Origin of the sequence: Nonlabens sp. (assembly GCF_965657255.1) — a bacterium.
In the GTDB taxonomy this organism is placed as follows: domain Bacteria; phylum Bacteroidota; class Bacteroidia; order Flavobacteriales; family Flavobacteriaceae; genus Nonlabens.
The window spans coordinates 131,840-149,989 of the sequence record NZ_CBFHNM010000001.1 but is presented as its reverse complement, the minus strand read 5'-3'; the positions used below and the strand labels follow the sequence as shown (position 1 = coordinate 149,989).

Annotated in this window: 16 protein-coding genes; 14 read left to right on the top strand and 2 right to left on the bottom strand. The window is 36.1% G+C overall.

Features of this window, described 5'->3' with window-relative positions; all coding sequences use genetic code 11:
• Positions 1–4 precede the first annotated feature (4 nt).
• Both yihA and ACTF54_RS00750 read right to left on the bottom strand, forming a co-directional pair.
• Positions 5–604 (bottom strand): ribosome biogenesis GTP-binding protein YihA/YsxC, encoded by a 600-nt coding sequence (gene yihA / locus ACTF54_RS00755; RefSeq protein WP_347196677.1) that lies wholly within the window; start codon positions 602–604, stop codon positions 5–7.
• Between the two features lie 82 nt (positions 605–686).
• Positions 687–1,451, bottom strand: a complete 765-nt coding sequence (locus tag ACTF54_RS00750) for an alpha/beta fold hydrolase (protein ID WP_347196676.1) — start codon at positions 1,449–1,451, stop codon at positions 687–689.
• Between the two features lie 292 nt (positions 1,452–1,743).
• Between ACTF54_RS00750 and mraZ the strand changes: the two genes are divergently transcribed.
• The 14 genes from mraZ to ACTF54_RS00680 all read left to right on the top strand — a co-directional run bounded on the left by mraZ (position 1,744) and on the right by ACTF54_RS00680 (position 17,794).
• Entirely contained in the window at positions 1,744–2,211 is a 468-nt protein-coding gene (gene mraZ / locus ACTF54_RS00745; protein ID WP_438968508.1) for a division/cell wall cluster transcriptional repressor MraZ, read from the top strand.
• Positions 2,186–3,103, top strand: a complete 918-nt coding sequence (gene rsmH, locus ACTF54_RS00740; RefSeq protein ID WP_347196674.1) for a 16S rRNA (cytosine(1402)-N(4))-methyltransferase RsmH — start codon at positions 2,186–2,188, stop codon at positions 3,101–3,103. Before mraZ ends, rsmH begins: the two co-directional genes overlap by 26 nt.
• Positions 3,103–3,435: an FtsL-like putative cell division protein gene (locus ACTF54_RS00735; RefSeq protein WP_347196673.1), complete on the top strand. Its 333-nt coding sequence runs from the start codon at positions 3,103–3,105 to the stop codon at positions 3,433–3,435. Before rsmH ends, ACTF54_RS00735 begins: the two co-directional genes overlap by 1 nt.
• Positions 3,436–3,451: 16 nt before the next feature.
• On the top strand, positions 3,452–5,410 hold the full coding sequence (locus ACTF54_RS00730) for a penicillin-binding protein (RefSeq protein WP_438968507.1): 1,959 nt from the start codon (positions 3,452–3,454) through the stop codon (positions 5,408–5,410).
• Complete coding sequence (locus ACTF54_RS00725) at positions 5,407–6,873, top strand: UDP-N-acetylmuramoyl-L-alanyl-D-glutamate--2,6-diaminopimelate ligase (RefSeq protein WP_347196671.1); 1,467 nt, start codon at positions 5,407–5,409, stop codon at positions 6,871–6,873. Before ACTF54_RS00730 ends, ACTF54_RS00725 begins: the two co-directional genes overlap by 4 nt.
• 1 nt (position 6,874) lies before the next feature.
• Positions 6,875–8,107: a phospho-N-acetylmuramoyl-pentapeptide-transferase gene (gene mraY, locus ACTF54_RS00720; RefSeq protein ID WP_347196670.1), complete on the top strand. Its 1,233-nt coding sequence runs from the start codon at positions 6,875–6,877 to the stop codon at positions 8,105–8,107.
• Positions 8,107–9,468 carry a UDP-N-acetylmuramoyl-L-alanine--D-glutamate ligase gene (gene murD, locus ACTF54_RS00715; protein WP_347196669.1) on the top strand — a complete coding sequence of 454 codons (1,362 nt, stop codon included), beginning with the start codon at positions 8,107–8,109 and terminating at the stop codon, positions 9,466–9,468. The genes mraY and murD overlap by 1 nt, the downstream gene beginning before the upstream one ends.
• A gap of 1 nt (position 9,469) precedes the next feature.
• Positions 9,470–10,672 (top strand): FtsW/RodA/SpoVE family cell cycle protein, encoded by a 1,203-nt coding sequence (locus ACTF54_RS00710; protein WP_347196668.1) that lies wholly within the window; start codon positions 9,470–9,472, stop codon positions 10,670–10,672.
• A complete protein-coding gene (gene murG, locus ACTF54_RS00705) occupies positions 10,650–11,744 on the top strand; it encodes an undecaprenyldiphospho-muramoylpentapeptide beta-N-acetylglucosaminyltransferase (protein WP_347196667.1) in 1,095 nt (364 codons plus the stop codon). Before ACTF54_RS00710 ends, murG begins: the two co-directional genes overlap by 23 nt.
• Positions 11,741–13,102 (top strand): UDP-N-acetylmuramate--L-alanine ligase, encoded by a 1,362-nt coding sequence (murC, locus tag ACTF54_RS00700; protein ID WP_347202023.1) that lies wholly within the window; start codon positions 11,741–11,743, stop codon positions 13,100–13,102. The genes murG and murC overlap by 4 nt, the downstream gene beginning before the upstream one ends.
• A complete protein-coding gene (locus ACTF54_RS00695) occupies positions 13,095–13,811 on the top strand; it encodes a cell division protein FtsQ/DivIB (protein WP_347196665.1) in 717 nt (238 codons plus the stop codon). The genes murC and ACTF54_RS00695 overlap by 8 nt, the downstream gene beginning before the upstream one ends.
• 4 nt (positions 13,812–13,815) lie before the next feature.
• Positions 13,816–15,153, top strand: a complete 1,338-nt coding sequence (gene ftsA, locus ACTF54_RS00690) for a cell division protein FtsA (RefSeq protein WP_347196664.1) — start codon at positions 13,816–13,818, stop codon at positions 15,151–15,153.
• A 74-nt stretch (positions 15,154–15,227) separates the two neighbouring features.
• The gene (gene ftsZ / locus ACTF54_RS00685; protein WP_347196663.1) at positions 15,228–17,210 is read left to right on the top strand and encodes a cell division protein FtsZ; all 1,983 of its coding nucleotides are present in this window, start codon (positions 15,228–15,230) and stop codon (positions 17,208–17,210) included.
• 137 nt (positions 17,211–17,347) lie between these two features.
• On the top strand, positions 17,348–17,794 hold the full coding sequence (locus ACTF54_RS00680) for a GatB/YqeY domain-containing protein (RefSeq protein ID WP_438968506.1): 447 nt from the start codon (positions 17,348–17,350) through the stop codon (positions 17,792–17,794).
• The last annotated feature ends 356 nt before the right edge of the window (positions 17,795–18,150 follow it).

The window sequence follows — 18,150 nt, the reverse complement described above, 5'->3', positions numbered from 1 at the left end:
GAAGCTACAGCGATAAGTTTATCTCATTGATATACCCTAGCAGCTCTTCTTTACCTGTATAGTTTGAAGCACTAGTAATAAAATAAGGAGGCATTTCTTCCCAAGCACCTTCTAGCATTTTATTAGTGTAAACTTCTACGTTGCGTTCCAGAGCATTTGGCTTTAGTTTGTCTGCTTTTGTAAAAACAATACTAAAAGGAATACCACTCTCGCCCATCCATTCCATAAACTCTACATCAATAGGTTGCGGTTCGTGCCTTACGTCAACTAAAACAAATGCAGAGATAAGTTGTTTGCGTTGTTCAAAATATTTAGTGATAAAAGTTTGAAATTTTGCTTTACTCGACTTTGAGACTCTCGCATATCCATAACCAGGTAGATCCACAAGATGCCAAGACTTATTAATCAAAAAATGATTGATCAATTGAGTTTTCCCAGGTCTTCCAGAAGTTTTGGCCAGACTTTTTTTATTTGTAAGCATGTTGATTAAAGAGGACTTACCTACATTAGATCTACCTATAAATGCATATTCTGGAATACCAGAATTAGGACATTTCTTAACATCTTGGTTAGACATTATAAATTCTGCACTAGTAATTTTCATAAGGCAAAGATACTGTTTAGTCTACGGATAGAAGCTTTGTGTTATCACAGTTCTGTTTTGAAGCAGCTCTAATCAGTCCGTTTTATAGTCCGCGTTTTTGAAGCCAGCCATTCAATATTTCATTGAATTCATCTGGATGTTCCATCATGGCAGCATGTCCACATTTATCAATCCAGAAAAGATCACTATCTGGTAGCTTTTCATGAAACTCTACAGCTACATTAGGTGGTGTTACACTGTCTTGTTTTCCCCAGATAATGCAAGTAGGTGTTGTCATTTTAGGAAGATCCTTGGCCATGTTATGTCTAATCGCACTTTTTGCAATAGCCAAAGTTTTGAGAAGCTTTGCACGGTCATTTACAGTAGCAAAAACTTCATCGACTATTTCTTTTGTTGCTACAGCAGGATCATAAAATACATCTTGACTTTTTTCTTTGATGTAGTCATAATCACCTTTTTTGGGATAACTCGCTCCCATAGCGCTTTCATAAAGCCCAGAGCTACCTGTAATGACCAATGCTTTTATTTTTTCAGGAAACAATTTTGTAGTTACCAGACCTATATGACCTCCCAAAGAATTTCCTAATAGAATAACTTTTTCCCATCCCATATGATCGATAAAGGTATTGATGTGTTTTGCAAAAGTACCAACACTGGTCTTTATCAATGGTGTCGTATATAGTGGTAAGGTAGGAACAATGATTTGATAACCTTTAGGTGGGAAATAATCTATCACACCTTGAAAATTACTTAAGCCGCCCATTAAACCGTGAAGTATAATGACAGGTGTTCCATCTCCTACTGTGTAATATTCAAATTTACCGTCTTTGATAAGGTCGTGCGCCATAAAGAAATTCTAAGCCGCAAATATAGTCGTTTTGATGCAAGCATAAATATCGATTTTGAGATGATTTTTTTATCTCTCAACTAGATGATTAAGTTTTCTCCCACTTTTTTTCTCGCTTTCGCGAAAGCGTAACTACTTTAGTAATCAATGACTTTATAAGCGATTTACGATTGTTAATAACTAGGGTAGTTATTCAGAATAGTACACATTTATTAACAATGTGGTAAATTGTGGTAAAAAGTGGTATTTATTTCTGTATTTTTGATTCAGTAGCGTAAAAAAGCTATTTGCAGTGATCAATTTTATAGGAACATACGAGTGTAAAACCGACGCCAAAGGGCGATTCATGATGCCAGTAGCTTTAAAAAAGCAGCTGACTCCTGTTGTGCAAGAAGGTTTTGTGATTAAGCGCGCTGTTTTTCAGCCCTGTTTAGAGTTGTATCCTATGAGTGAGTGGAATAAGATGATGGAGAAATTGAACGGTTTAAACCGGTTTAATAGAAAGCACAACGATTTTATACGTCGTTTCACTGCTGGAGTCAAAACTGTTGAGGTAGACGCCAGTGGGCGACTGCTTATTCCTAAAGACCTTATTACCGTTGCAGGAATTACAAAAGAAGTTACCGTATCAAGTGCGGTGAATATATTAGAAATCTGGGATAAAGAAAAGTATGAGGCGGCTATCGACGACTCGTTAGATGACTTTGCTGATCTCGCTGAAGAAGTAATGGGAAATGACACAACCGATCTCTTATCATAATCCAGTTCTCTTAAATGAAACTGTTGATGGATTAAAAATTCATCCTTCTGGAGTTTATGTAGACGTAACCTTTGGTGGTGGTGGTCATTCTCGAGAGATACTTTCAAGATTAGGTCCTGATGGACGTTTGTTTGCTTTTGATCAAGATATCGATGCGCAAGCAAACGCGATTGATGACCATAGATTTACGTTAATTCCTCAAAATTTTGGTTACATGAAGCGTTTTTTGCGTCTTTATGGTGTAAAAGAGGTGGATGGGATTCTAGCAGATCTAGGTGTTAGTTCACATCAATTTGATGAAGCAGCTCGAGGATTTTCTACTCGATTTGATGCAAGGTTAGATATGCGGATGAATCAAGAACAAGATCTGGATGCTGTAGTCGTGGTCAACCAATATAGTGAAGAAGATCTAGTAAGAATATTCAAAGCATACGGTGAGTTGCGTATTGCAAATAAACTGGCTCAAAGAATTGTACGAGCACGTCAAGAATCTGAAATCATAACTGTTGCAGATTTAAAAGCAATTTGCGCACCACTTGTTCCTGAGCGTATCGAACATAAATTAATGGCTCAAGTGTTTCAAGCGATACGTATTGAAGTAAACAAAGAGATGGAAGTGTTGTATGATTTTTTAAAACAGTCTGAAGAAGTTTTGAAAGTAGGTGGAAGATTGAGTGTGATTTCATACCATTCTTTAGAGGATAGGCCCGTGAAAAGATTTATGAGAAACGGACTTTTTGAAGGTGAGCCAGAAAAAGATGTTTTTGGTAGATCTAGCGTGCCATTTAAAAGAATTGGCAAAATGATCATACCGTCCAAAGAAGAGATCAAAGAAAATAACAGAGCAAGAAGTGCAAAATTGCGTATCGCAGAAAAAATAGAAAGAGAATAATGTCATCTAAGGTATATGACATATTAAAAGGTAGTTTTTTAACAAATGAAGATGCATTTAAAAACTGGCGTTTTATACTTTTTGCAGCATCGCTGGCGATTATTATGATCTATACTGGTCATAGTTATGAGAGAAAAGTGCATAAACTGGCTGCTTTAACAGAGCAAGTAACTGAGCTGCAAAGTGAGCATACAGATTTAGAAACAAAGTTGATGTTTTTGCAAATGGAATCTACTGTTGCAAGAAAAATCGAAAAGAAAGGAATAGCTCCTGCAAAGAGTCCGCCTCAAAAAATAATAATTGTAGCAGATAAAGATGGCAACGACAAGTAAAAGCATATTAAACAAAATGTACCTCATAGGTGCACTGTTTGTTGTTGTTGCACTTTTGGTGGTCGCGCAAATTGTTAATATTCAATTTGTTGAAGGAGATGCGTATAGAGCAAAAGCAGAACAGCGCGTTTTTAGAAACGATACGATTCCTTCTATTCGAGGTAATTTATATGATACCAATGGTCAGTTACTTGCTACTTCCATAAGTAAGTATGATATACGCTTTGACGCTTTAGCACCTTCAAAATCAGATTTTAGTGATAATGTTTCCTTGTTAGCCGAGGCGTTGGGGAAAAAATTTAATCAATCTAAAAGTTATTACCTCCAAAAATTAAGAAAAGCACATAGTAACAAAAATCGTTACATGCTTATTGCCAAAAATCTTAATTACAGCGATTATAAAGAGATAAGAGAGTTTCCTTTATTTGAAAAAGGACCATATCGTGGCGGTTTGATTGTGGAGCAAAGAATCGTCAGAGAGCATCCACTTGGTAAAATGGCAGAGCGTATTGTAGGGTACGATCGCAATGGTAGTGCGCCAGTAGGTCTTGAAGGTGCTTTTGCTCATTATTTAAGAGGTAGTGATGGTGTGCGTTTAGAGCAAAAAATAGGTAAGAACCAATGGAAACCTATTATTAGTGAAAATGAAATAGACCCTAATGATGGATATGATGTTTACACTACTATAGATGTAAATATGCAAGATGTTGCTCATCATGCTTTATTAGAGCAATTAGAATATTTTGAGGCAGATCACGGTACAGCAGTGGTTATGGAGGTAGCTACTGGAGAAATTAAAGCGCTTTCTAATTTAGGAAGAGGTGAGAGTGGTAAGTATTTTGAAAAAAGAAATTATGCAGTGTGGGAATCTCATGAGCCAGGTTCAACATTTAAATTAATGAGTGTTATTGCTGCTCTAGAGGATAAAGTAGTAGATACTAGTACTGTTTTTGATACTAAAGGAGGAAAAGTAAGTTACTATGGTCGCAATGTGCGTGATTCTAAATACGGTGGTTATGGTAAGATTACTGTGGCAAGGGCATTTGAGGTTTCTTCAAATACGGCATTAGTTCAGATGATTCATGATAACTACAAATCAAATCCAGATGATTATGTAGATCGATTGTATAGTATGAATTTGAATGAAAAACTTAATTTACCTATAAAGGGAGAAGGAAGGCCTATTATACCGCATCCTGATGATAAGCAGTGGAGTGGTCTTTCTCTACCATGGATGTCATACGGTTATGGCGTTAGTTTAACTCCTTTACAGACATTAACCTTTTATAATGCTGTTGCAAATAACGGTATAATGGTAAAGCCACGATTAATTAGAGAGGTCAAATCAAAGGAAAGACTTATTGAAAAATTTGATCGAGAAATTATTAATCCGGCAATCTGTTCTCAAAACACCATTGATAAGGTTAAGGTGATGATGGAAAATGTGGTTAAAAGAGGAACTGCAGATAATCTGTACAGCGAGAATTTTTCAATGGCTGGTAAAACAGGAACCTGTCAAGTCGACTATTGGAAATCTTCTGGAAATTACATTGCTTCTTTTGCAGGTTATTTCCCAGCAGATCAACCTAAGTACAGCTGTGTAGTTGTGGTACATAGGCCTAATATAAAAAAAGGATATTATGGAAATATAGTTGCAGGTCCAGTTTTCAAAACAATAGCGCAGAAGATATATGCTAATAATCCATTAATTGATAAGGTAGAAATTGAAAACTCAGTCCCTACTCAAATAGTAAAATCTAACAATAACTATTTAAAGAAAACACACGCTCAAACAGAATCTGGTTCAAAAAAGATACCTAATCTAATTGGTATGGAAGCCATGGATGCAATTGCCATTGTAGAGAATTTGGGAGCTAAAGTTGTTTTGAGAGGATCTGGTAAAGTAACTGCTCAAAGTTTAAAAGCTGGAACAGAAATTTCTTCAACACATAAAGTTACACTCATATTATTATGATGAATCTCAAAGACATATTATATAAAGTAAGTCTAGATGTAGTTATAGGTGCTACAGATGTTGATGTTAACGACATTCATTTTGACTCAAGAGCAATACAAAATGGTGATGTTTTTGTTGCTCTTAAGGGTACAGCTGTAGACGGACATGAATATATAGAAAAAGCAGTTGCATTAGGTGCAAAAGTTATAGTTCTGGAAGATTTACCAGATTATCAAGATGAATCAGTAACCTATGTTCAGGTAGTAAACGCACATAATGCACTTGCATTAATGGCATCTAACTATTATCAAAACCCTTCAAAACAATTGAAGTTAATAGGTGTTACAGGAACTAATGGCAAAACAACTACCACATCTTTACTATATCAATTATTTAAAAGATCTGGTTTTAAAACAGGTTTGATTTCTACTGTAGAGATATTGATTGATGAGAAAGTGGTGTCAACAAAACACACAACACCAGATCCATTAACTATCAATAAACATCTGGCAGATATGGTTGCTATAGGTGTTGATTTTTGTTTTATGGAAGTGAGTAGTCATGGTATTGCCCAAGAAAGAGTTGCCGGATTAGAGTTTACAGGTGGTATTTTTACTAACCTCTCTCACGACCATCTAGATTACCACAACAGTTTTGCAGAATACAGAGATGTTAAAAAGCGATTTTTTGACGAGCTTCCCAAAAGAGCCTTTGTATTAACAAATCTGGACGACAAGAATGGCGCGATAATGCTTCAGAATACAAGAGCAAAAAAGCTGGGCTACGCACTCAAAACCTTTACAGACTATCGAGCGCAAATTATTGAGAATCAATTTGGTGGTTTGTTATTGAAAATCAATGATCAAGAGGTTTGGTCTAAAATGATCGGACAATTCAACGCCTATAATGTGTTAGCGATCTATGCTTGTGCTATAGAGCTAGGTCTTGATAGCACTGAAGTTTTAGAAGTGATTTCACAACTAGAAGGTGTTTCAGGTAGGTTTCAATATTTTACAACAGTAGAAGATAGAGTAACTGCAATAGTAGATTATGCGCATACACCGGACGCTTTAAAAAATGTATTAGAAACTATTAACGCTATCCGTACTCGTAATGAAAAAGTTATTACTGTAGTCGGTTGTGGTGGTGATCGCGATAAAACTAAGAGGCCTAAAATGGCGCACATAGCTGCTGCACTCAGTGATCAAGTGATTTTTACAAGTGATAATCCACGTACAGAAGATCCTCAAAGTATCTTGGATGATATGGAGGCTGGAGTACAGCCGCAAGATTATAAAAAAACTATCACCATTATAGATCGCAGGCAAGCAATTAAAGCCGCTGCAAAAATCGCCGATAAAAATGACATTATCCTAATAGCAGGAAAAGGTCATGAAACCTATCAGGAGATAAATGGTGTACGATCTGATTTTAATGATCGTACCATTATCGCAGATTTCCTTAAACAACTCAATAAATAAGATGTTATACTATTTATTCAAATATTTAGAAGAAGAATTTAATATGCCAGGAGCATCACTCTTTGGGTTTATAACCTTTAGGGCTGCTATTGCATTTGTCATCTCGTTAGGTTTTTCTACTATTTATGGAAAACGTATCATCACATTCTTACAAAAACAGCAAGTAGGTGAAACGGTACGCGATCTCGGATTAGAAGGTCAGGCGCAAAAAGCTGGAACCCCTACAATGGGCGGTATTATTATTATTCTAGCCACTTTGGTTCCTGCGCTTTTGCTTTGTAAAATGGATAACATCTATGTTGTCATGTTATTTATTACTACCATATGGATGGGATTAATAGGTTTTACAGATGATTATATCAAAATTTTCAAAAAAGATAAAGGTGGTTTAAAAGGTATTTTCAAAGTAATAGGTCAGGTAGGTCTAGGTGCCGTAATAGGTTCTATTATGTTTTTTCATGATGGCGTTACTATAAAGGAGGAAAAAATAAATCCAGTAAATAATCAAGAGCTGGTTTCTCAAAATATGCCTATTGAATTTGAAGCAGCAAAAAAATCTACAAAAACTACGATTCCATTCGTAAAGAACAACGAGTTTGATTATGCAAGTTTGATCGATTGGATCGATCCTAGTTTAGCAAATTGGGCGTGGTTAGTTTTTATTCCTATCGTTATTATTATCGTAACAGCAGTTTCTAATGGTGCCAACCTTACAGACGGTATTGATGGTCTCGCTGCAGGAACCAGTGCAATAGTCGTCATTGCGTTAGCTCTTTTTGCTTGGATCTCTGGTAATATTATATTCTCAGATTACCTCAATGTTATGTATATCCCAAATTCTGGGGAAATGGTAGTTTTTATTACCGCTTTTGCAGGAGCATTGGTTGGATTCTTATGGTATAATACTTTTCCAGCACAAGTTTTTATGGGCGATACAGGAAGTCTCACTATAGGTGGAATTATCGCTGTGCTCGCAATCGCTACAAGAAAAGAGCTATTAATACCTATACTTTGCGGGATTTTCTTGATGGAAAACCTATCTGTTATGATGCAGGTTAGTTGGTTCAAATACACTAAAAAGAGACATGGTGAAGGAAGAAGGATTTTTCTAATGTCTCCTTTACACCATCACTATCAAAAGAAAGGAATCCACGAAAGCAAGATTGTTGTACGATTTTGGATCGTTGGGATTCTTCTTGCTATTATCAGTATCATAACATTAAAAGTGCGCTAGTGAGTCTATCTCAGGAACATATAATCAAAAAACGTCTAGTCGTCCTCGGTGGAGGAATCAGTGGTATGGGCGCAGCTTTGTTGGGTGCTCAAAAAGGCTACGACGTTTTTTTAAGTGATGGTGGTGATTTAGGTGCCGCTTTCGCGAAAGCGTTACAAGAACAATCTATTCCCTACGAATCAGGAAGTCACTCCATGGAAAAAATCCTGAATGCAGAACTTGTAGTAAAAAGCCCTGGTATTCCTGATAACGCAGTAATAATTCAGGAAATTAAATCAAAAGGAATTGAAGTGATTTCTGAAATAGAGTTTGCAGCTCGCTTTACTGATGAGATCATTATTGCAGTGACTGGTGCAAACGGTAAGACAACCGTTACCAGTTTATTGGATCATATTTTAAACACCGCAAACTTAGATCATACCACTGGTGGCAACATAGGGAAAAGTTTTGCGCAACAAGTTTATGAAGGTAAATCAACACACAGACTACTAGAAATAAGTAGTTTTCAGTTAGATGGTATTAGCACCTTTAAACCTCACATTGCAATTCTATTGAACATAACGCCAGATCATCTGGATCGTTACGATTATAAATTTGAGAACTATGTAGCGAGTAAAATGCGCATCACCATGAATCAGGATGAGGATGATTTCCTCATTTATAATGCAGACGATAAGGCAATTACAGAAGCAATCAAAAACTCAAACATAAAAGCACAGCTCATACCTTTTACAATGGAAAAGGAATTAGAAACAGGAGCTTACTTAAGAGACCAACAAATTCACATTTACACCCATAATTCACACTTTACTATGCCTACAGAGCAACTATCAATTAAAGGAAAGCACAACACTGCAAATGCAATGGCAGCTTCTACCGCATCAAAACTTCTTAAGATAAGAAAGGAAACGATTAGACAAAGTCTTACTTCTTTTGAAGGTGTAGAGCACCGACTTGAAAATGTATTAAAAATTAATAAAGTCCAATACATTAACGATTCAAAAGCAACTAATATTAATGCCACTTATTATGCTCTTGATAGTATGGAGCAACCGACTGTATGGATAGTAGGTGGAGTAGATAAGGGAAATGACTATTCTGAATTATATAGTCTGGTGAATCGCAATGTTAAGGCGATTGTTTGTCTGGGAACGGATAATTCTAAGATTGTGAATGCTTTTGGTAATTGTGTAGAACAAATGGTAGAAACTAGCTCTATGGAAGATGCTGTTAGAGTAGCTTATAAGCTAGCTGAAGCAGGTGACAACGTTTTATTAAGCCCCGCATGCGCTAGCTTTGACTTATTCAAAAATTATGAAGACAGAGGTCGTCAATTTAAAAACGCTGTAAGAGGATTGTAATTTGAAGATAAAAAGCTACATATCTGGAGATACCTTTTTGTGGGCGCTAGTAATTATTTTACTAGTATTCTCATTCCTACCTGTGTATAGCGCAAGTGCAAACCTTGCTTATATCGGTAAAGGAACTGGTAATACTACAAAGTATTTGGTCAAGCACTTTGGACACGTAGTAATAGGATTGGGGTTGTTGTATTCTGTACATAAAATTCCTTATCGATATTTTAGAGGATTAAGTGTGTTACTTCTTCCGGTGGTTATTCTGTTACTCATTTATACTGCGATGCAAGGTACCGTTATGGGTGGTGCTAGTGCCAGTAGATGGATGACAGTTCCAGTAATAGGAATGAAGTTTCAAACCAGTACGTTTGCCTTTGTTGTGCTAATGGTGTATGTAGCAAAATATCTAGCTTCTATAAAAGATAAGGTAGTTACTTTTAAACAGTCATTACTTCCTTTATGGTTGCCAGTAGGAATAGTTTTAATACTCATAGTACCATTTAATTTATCAACGGCTGTTCTTATTTTTACCATGATTTTAATAACCTGTTTTGTTGGTGGTTATCCATTGAAATACTTGTTAAGTATGGTAGGGATAGGCTTTTTTGCTTTGACATTATTTGTTCTTACGGCAAAGGCTTTTCCTGGTGTATTTCCTAATAGAGTAGATACTTGGGTTTCTCGTATAGAAACATTCGGTGGTGAAGGTGATTCAGACTCTAACTATCAAGTAGAAAGAGCAAAAACTGCTATCGCAAATGGTTATCCCTTTGGTGTTGGTCCTGGGAAAAGTGCCACAAAGCATGTATTGCCGCAATCTGCAAGTGATTTTATTTTTGCTATCATTTTAGAAGAATTTGGACTGGCTGGTGGATTATTTATACTTTCTCTTTATCTCTTTTTTTTATTCAGACTAACTATTATCTCAACAAAATCAGAAACTGTTTTTGGTCAACTGCTCGTCATAGGTGTAGGTTTTCCTATCGTTTTTCAAGCGTTGACAAATATGGCAGTAGCAGTAAACTTAATTCCCGTTACCGGTCAGACCTTGCCATTAATTAGTAGTGGTGGAACATCTATTTTAATGACTTGTATGGCTGTGGGAATTGTATTAAGTGTAAGCGCAAAAAGAGAAAACGAGAAAGCCAAAGAGAAAGTGAATGAAGAAGAAATGAACCCTTTAGATGTACTTAGTGAAGCCATATAAAATAATCATATCAGGTGGAGGAACAGGTGGACACATCTATCCGGCAATTTCTATTGCAAACGAATGCAAAAGAAGATGGCCAGACTGTGAGATCCTTTTTGTAGGTGCTAGTGACCGTATGGAAATGGAAAAAGTTCCTGCCGCAGGATATAAAATCAAAGGCTTATGGATAAGTGGTATTCAGAGAAATCTGTCTCTTAAGAACCTGGCTTTTCCTTTTAAAGTAATCAAAAGTTTATACGATGCTCGCAAGATCATTAAGGATTTTAAGCCAGATATCGCTGTAGGAACTGGTGGTTTTGCAAGTGGTCCCTTATTGTTTATGGCAAATAAAATAGGAGTTGCTACTTTGATACAAGAACAAAACTCTTATCCAGGAATCACTAATAAATTACTTAGTAAAAAGGTCGATAAAATTTGCGTTGCTAGTGATGGTTTAGAACGTTTTTTTCCTAAATCAAAGATAGTGTTAACAGGTAATCCGGTACGTCAGGATTTGTTAAATGTAGATACTCTTAGAGAAGAGGCAATTCAACATTTTAAATTAAAATCAGCTAAAAAGACATTACTCGTTTTAGGCGGTAGTCTCGGCGCCAGACGTATCAATCAATTAATTGATCAACAGTTGGATGATTTGAAAGAAGAGGTTCAGGTAATCTGGCAATGTGGTAAGTTTTATCATGAAGAATACAAGAATAAAGCTCAAGAAGACATTCAAGTACATGCGTTTTTAAACCGTATGGATCTAGCCTATGCAGCAGCAGATTTTATTATCTCTCGTGCTGGTGCTGGTTCGATATCAGAGCTTTGCATCGTTGGAAAGCCTGTGATTTTTATTCCATCGCCTCATGTGGCAGAAGATCATCAGACTAAAAATGCCCAAGCTATTATTGATAAAGATGCCGCATTGATGATTAAAGAAGCAGATATAGATCAAAACTTTATGACGCTTTGGAATGGGTTAGTATCCGATAAAGAATTGCAAATAAAGCTTTCAAAAAATATTAAAAGAGAAGCATTACCTAAAGCAACAGATCATATAGTGAATGAAATAGAGCAGTTGTTACGATGAAAGAGTTAGAACACATATCACATTTTTATTTCATCGGTATCGGTGGTATTGGGATGAGTGCGCTTGCTCGTTACTTAAATGAACAAGGTAAAAAAGTAGCAGGTTACGATCGCATTATTACAAAGTTATCTGTTAAGTTAGAAGAAGAAGGAATTGATATTCACTATACGGATGACTTTGATAAAATTCCAGATGGTTTTAAGGAAATAAGAACAGCACAAGTAGTTTATACACCAGCAGTACCGTTAGATTTTGGAGAATTAGTACGCTTTCGCGAAAGCGGAATTACAACGATCAAACGCGCTCAACTTTTAGGTCAAATTTCTAGAACAATGACCTGTCTTGCCATTGCTGGAACGCATGGTAAAACAACAACTAGTGCCATATTAGCTCACTTACTTTATAAAAGTGATGTGAAAATGACGGCTTTTTTAGGTGGTATTTTAGAACAGTATAACACAAATTATTTGTGCTCTGGTACGGATGTTATGGTGGTAGAAGCTGACGAGTTTGATCGATCCTTCATGCAGCTGGATCCAGACATTGCCGGAATCACAGCAATGGATGCAGATCATCTCGATATCTATGGAGACGTTGCGAATTTTGAAAAGACGTTTCACGACTTTGCTAGACTATTAGAAGGAAAAGCCTTGTTAGTAAATGAAAAACTCGATTTAAACGGTCTTAAAGTTGGTTTAGAATCTGGAGATTACCTGACGCAAAATGAAGTGATCGTAAATGGTGCCTACCATTTTGACTTAAAAACACCAAAAGAAATTGTAAAGGATTGCTTTTTAAAATTACCTGGTAGACATAATTTGAGTAATGCAGTTTTGGCAATGGCAGTTGCTTTAGAATATGGAGCAAATGCAGAAAAATTAAAACTTGCTTTAGCTTCTTTTCCAGGTGTGGAACGCCGGTTTACCTATAGGATTGATACAGAAAAGCGTGTTTTGATTGATGATTATGCGCATCATCCTACAGAAATAAATGCTGTTTATCAGGCAGTTACTGAAATGTATCCAGATGAGAAAAAATTAGTCATATTTCAGCCTCATTTATTTTCTAGAACTCGTGATTTTATGGATGACTTTGCGCAGGCATTAAGTCAGTTTGATAAGGTTGCTTTATTAGATATTTATCCTGCAAGAGAACTTCCTATAGAAGGAATTTCTTCAGAGTTATTGTGTAAAAACATGAATGCTTTAGAAAATACTCCAGAAATAATTACCGTGGTTGAGAAGTTAGATCTAGAAGAATTTATTGAAGAAATGGATACAAGGATTATATTAATGTTGGGCGCAGGAGATATAGGAGTAGAGATCCAAAAGTTAACTCAAAAGTGGATAAATGCATAAGCTGAAAAACATCATAAAATTGACTCTAGTTACCTTATTGGTAATCAGTCTTTATGCTTTTGCTTCAAATCGATATAAAGATAGAAAGTTAACCGATGTAAATATCACATTTACAGATTATAGTGATCCTTTTATTTCTGAAAAGAACGTTAATAAATTGTTGATACAAAATAACGATACCATTAAGAACCTGTTGATAGAAAATCTAGATTTGAATAAGAGTGAATTACGACTTGTTGAGAACGCAATGATCAGAGATGCAGAGGTTTCTGTATCGCTAGATGGATTGCTTAAAGCTGTTGTACAGCCTAGAAAGCCTATTGCAAGAATTATGGGTAGTACAAACGCTTACCTAGATCAAGATAATTTAATCATGCCGTTGTCTCAAGAGTACACGGTAAATGTGCCGCTGGTTTATGGTTATAATGAAAAAGTGCAAGACAAAACTTTTGAACTGATCAACTTTATTAAAGAGGATGAGTTTTTAAAGAGGTCTTTTACCGCGGTAGAATTTGATAAAAGAGAAGAGGTCACCTTATCAGTAAGAGCTTTCAGTTATAAAGTACGATTAGGTGAAGTAGAAAAGTTAGAGCATAAAATGATCAACTATAAGGCTTTTGTACTCAAAATGCAAAAGGATAACAGGCTAGAAGGGATTAAAACAATAGACTTGCGATTTGACAATCAAGTAGTAGTAACAAAAAAGTAGGAAAATGGAACAACAAGAATATGCAGTAGGGCTGGATATAGGTACAACAAAGATTGTAGCTATGATCGGTCGTAAGAATGAATACGGCAAACTTGAGATTCTAGGTGTAGGGAGATCAAAAAGTTTAGGAGTACATCGCGGTGTGGTGAATAATATCACGCAAACTATCACTTCTATTCAGCAAGCTGTGAGTCAGGCAGAATCAGTAAGCGGTATAAAAATAAAAGATGTTACCGTAGGAATAGCTGGACAACATATACGTAGTTTACAACACAGCGATTACATCACTCGTGGTGATAGTGAGGTTGTTATTGATCAAGATGATATTGCTACACTTTGTAATCAAGTTTTTAAATTGGTCATGCTTCCTGGAGAAGAAATTATTCATGTATTACCACAGGAGTATAAAATAGACGGTCAGTCTGACGTAAAAGAACCAGTTGGTATGTACGGTGGTCGTCTTGAGGCTAATTTTCACGTGGTTGTAGGTCAGGTGGCATCTATACGTAACATTTATAGATGTGTAAAAAGTGCCGACCTCGAATTGAAAAATATAACCTTAGAACCGCTTGCCAGTGCTGATGCAGTATTGAGCCAGGAAGAAAAAGAAGCTGGCGTTGCTCTTATCGATATAGGTGGTGGAACCACAGACCTTGCTATTTTCAAAGATGGTATCATACGACATACGGCAGTGGTTCCTCAAGGTGGGAATATTATAACACAAGACATTAAAGAAGGTTGTTCTATTATTGAAAAACAGGCTGAGTTGCTTAAAACAAAGTTTGGTAGTGCCTGGCCTGGTGAGAATAAAGAAAATGAAATTGTTTCTATTCCTGGATTAAGAGGTCGCGAGCCTAAAGAGATCACACTTAAAAACTTAAGTAAAATTATCCATGCTCGTGTCATTGAGATTCTAGAAACTGTTTTTGTAGAGATCAAAAACTATGGCCACGACGAGCCTAAAAAGCAGCTTATCGCAGGTGTAGTTTTAACCGGTGGAGGAAGTCAATTGAAACACATCAAACAATTAGCAGAATATGTTACAGGAATGCCTAGTAGAATAGGCTACCCTAATGAACATCTTGCAGGAGATAGCGATACAGAAAGTACGAGTCCCTTATTTGCTACCGCTGTAGGATTAGTAATGAAAGGTCTAGAAGAACAACATAAAGAAGAAGAGGTTGAAGAAGCTCCAGATGCTGTTGTAGAAGATGTAAAGGAAGAAACTTTACATATAGAAGAGGAAGAAGAACATCATTCTGTTTCTGATGAAGTGAAAAAGAAAGGGATTTTTGACGCTTGGGCAACTAAGTTCAAAGAGTTTCTTGATAAAGCAGAGTAATTCTAGTATTAGAATTTTAACAAAAAAATACCGTGGTGTAAAAGCCGCAAGTTCAATTATAAAGTAGCCCCATTATGAGTGAAGAATTTAACAGCATCGCATTTGATTTACCTAAAAATAAATCAAACGTAATCAAAGTCATCGGTGTAGGTGGTGGTGGTAGCAATGCCATCAAGCACATGTACCAGCAAGGAATTAAAGGAGTGGATTTTGTAATCTGTAATACAGATTCACAAGCTCTTGATAACAGTCCAGTACCTAATAAAATACAGCTAGGTGTCACGCTTACTGAAGGACTAGGTGCAGGAGCAAATCCAGAAGTAGGAGAGCATGCTGCCCAAGAAAGCATGGAAGATGTGAAGGCTTTATTAGACTCTAATACTAAAATGGTATTTATCACTGCAGGAATGGGCGGTGGAACAGGTACAGGTGCTGCTCCAGTTATCGCTAGTATAGCTCGTAACATGGATATACTTACCGTGGGTATCGTTACAACTCCTTTTCATTTTGAAGGAAAAGTACGTAATGAACAAGCACAAATGGGAATTGAAAAATTCCGTAAGAGTGTAGATTCATTGATTATAATTAACAATAATAAATTGAGAGATGTTTATGGAAACTTAGGTTTCAAAGCAGGATTCTCAAAAGCAGATGAGGTACTTGCTACTGCCTCACGCGGTATTGCAGAAGTTATTACAAACCACTACACTCAAAACATTGATTTACGTGATGCAAAAACGGTATTGGCTAACAGTGGTACTGCGATTATGGGAAGTGCGCAGTCTACGGGATCTAATCGCGCACAAGAAGGAATTCTTAAAGCGCTAGATTCTCCATTGCTTAATGATAACAAGATCACAGGTGCTACAAATGTGTTATTATTAATTGTTTCTGGTACAGAAGAAATCACTATTGATGAAATAGGCGAGATCAATGAACACATACAGAACGAGGCTGGTGGTGTTGCAAACATTATCATGGGTGTTGGTGAAGATGAAGCCTTAGGCGATGCTATATCTATAACAGTAATTGCTACTGGATTTGATGTAGAACAGCAAAATGAGATTTCAAATACAGAAGCAAAACGTATCATTCACACACTAGAAGAAGAGCAACGTGCAACGGCTATTCTTAAGGAAACTGCTGATAAGGTGATTCCTGGAAAGTTGATCATGGATTTAGAAGAAGAGAAGGAAGAGGATACCGCTTTCGCGAAAGCGGAGCAAGAAACAATTGAAGTCCGCACTTCAGAGCCAGACAAGCCTTTAGTGATTGTTCATGAATTGGGTGATGAAGAGCCAGAGGATGTTATTATTCCAGTGGCAAAAGAAAACTCATTGATTCCTACAACTGAGTTTATAAAGAATTTAAACGTTACTTATGAAGAAGTTCTAGATCAAACTCAAGACTTTATTATTAAAGAAGTGCAATCAGAAGCAGTTCCTCCAGTTGAAGAAATAGAAGAAGAGAAAGATCAATTTTTTCTAGATTTTGATATGCCATTATCGGCACAATTAAACGTAAAGGAGGAAGAAACGCCACCAGTCGTTAAACATCAATTAGAGGATATTGAAGTAAATGACCCAATTAACGTGATTCCTGTTACCGAGTTTTCTGATGAAGGTTTGAAGAAATATTCTCTTGATGATTACATGGAAGTAGAAGATCAATTGAACACTGCAAAACCCAAAGAACCAAAAAAGGAGAACACTGTTGCAGAGCCAGAAATAAAAATTATTACTAAGGATGTAGAGCAAAAGGCTGCTCCTGTTGAAAGAGAAATAGATGTAGACCCAACAGATTTACCTCTTAATGAAGTTTTAGTACAAAGAGCAGAAGAACGCAAACGTAAATTACATGCGTTTAATTATAAATTTAAAAGCTCTCATAGACTGGACGAGATTGAAAAGCAACCTGCTTATTTACGACATGGTGTAGAACTTGATAAATTGCCTAAAGAAGGAGATAAATCTAGAACTACTCTTTCTACAGATGAGAATAATGAAATCCAATTAAGGTCTAATAACAATTCTTTTTTACATGATAATGTAGATTAAAAATGTTTCTTTTTAAGGTACAAAATGGCTCAAACACTGTTAAGGTGTTTGGGCTTTTTTAATGGTTGGTAAAAACGTATTTTTGAGTGATAAAAATGGTGACGCGCTGCATGCGCAGTGACTTAAATAATAAGACGATGAGTTTAGAGAAAAAAATCATGACCTCTATGAAAGAGGCAATGAAAGCAAAAGATCAAACAGCACTAGCAGCTTTAAGAGCGGTTAAAAGTGAGATATTACTAGCTAAAACTTCTGGTGATGATGGTGATTTAAGTGAAGAAGAAGAAATTAAACTGGTCCAGAAGCTTGTGAAGCAGCGCAAAGACAGTGCGCGCATTTTTTCTGAGCAAAATAGAGAAGATCTTTCAGAGCCAGAGCTTGCTCAAGCGGTAGTTCTAGAAAAATTCTTACCAGAACAAATGGGTGTAGAAGAAATAACCAAAGTGATTGAAGATATTATTGCAAAGACCGGTGCAGCTGGAATGAAAGATATGGGAAAGGTTATGGGGATAGCTAATAAAGAATTAGCTGGTAAAGCAGATGGTAGGACGATAAGTACTGTTGTAAAAGCGCAGCTTGTTTAAATAGTTTATTAGATAAACAAAAAAATGGCTGCAATAGATTGCGGCCATTTTTTATTAAATTATTTAATGCTGCTAATCAAAGTTGAAATAGCAGAAATCAAAGTGTTGAATTGGACCTACCTCCTTTGACTGTTTTGATTTATGGAACTTAATAGCTATTCAAGTTAATAGGATACAATTTTAATTTTATGTTGAGTACTTAGTTTTAGAAGCAAAACGAATTTTATAAAATTATGCCTACTATAATAACTTACATAATTATCAATGCTATTGTGGATATAGGAGATAAGGTGTTTTATCGTAGACTTAAATTTGATTAATACGTTTAATGCATTCAAATATTATTAAAAAACACC

Excerpts from the sequence above, each read along its gene's own strand:
- yihA (WP_347196677.1), bottom strand. The coding sequence starts at position 604 with ATGAAAATTACTAGTGCAGAATTTATAATGTCTAACCAAGATGTTAAG.
- ACTF54_RS00680 (WP_438968506.1), top strand. The coding sequence starts at position 17,348 with ATGAGTTTAGAGAAAAAAATCATGACCTCTATGAAAGAGGCAATGAAA.
- ACTF54_RS00695 (WP_347196665.1), top strand. The coding sequence starts at position 13,095 with ATGCATAAGCTGAAAAACATCATAAAATTGACTCTAGTTACCTTATTG.
- ACTF54_RS00735 (WP_347196673.1), top strand. The coding sequence starts at position 3,103 with ATGTCATCTAAGGTATATGACATATTAAAAGGTAGTTTTTTAACAAAT.
- murG (WP_347196667.1), top strand. The coding sequence starts at position 10,650 with ATGTACTTAGTGAAGCCATATAAAATAATCATATCAGGTGGAGGAACA.
- ftsA (WP_347196664.1), top strand. The coding sequence starts at position 13,816 with ATGGAACAACAAGAATATGCAGTAGGGCTGGATATAGGTACAACAAAG.
- rsmH (WP_347196674.1), top strand. The coding sequence starts at position 2,186 with ATGACACAACCGATCTCTTATCATAATCCAGTTCTCTTAAATGAAACT.
- ACTF54_RS00730 (WP_438968507.1), top strand. The coding sequence starts at position 3,452 with ATGTACCTCATAGGTGCACTGTTTGTTGTTGTTGCACTTTTGGTGGTC.
- ACTF54_RS00725 (WP_347196671.1), top strand. The coding sequence starts at position 5,407 with ATGATGAATCTCAAAGACATATTATATAAAGTAAGTCTAGATGTAGTT.
- murC (WP_347202023.1), top strand. The coding sequence starts at position 11,741 with ATGAAAGAGTTAGAACACATATCACATTTTTATTTCATCGGTATCGGT.
- ACTF54_RS00750 (WP_347196676.1), bottom strand. The coding sequence starts at position 1,451 with ATGGCGCACGACCTTATCAAAGACGGTAAATTTGAATATTACACAGTA.
- mraY (WP_347196670.1), top strand. The coding sequence starts at position 6,875 with ATGTTATACTATTTATTCAAATATTTAGAAGAAGAATTTAATATGCCA.
- ftsZ (WP_347196663.1), top strand. The coding sequence starts at position 15,228 with ATGAGTGAAGAATTTAACAGCATCGCATTTGATTTACCTAAAAATAAA.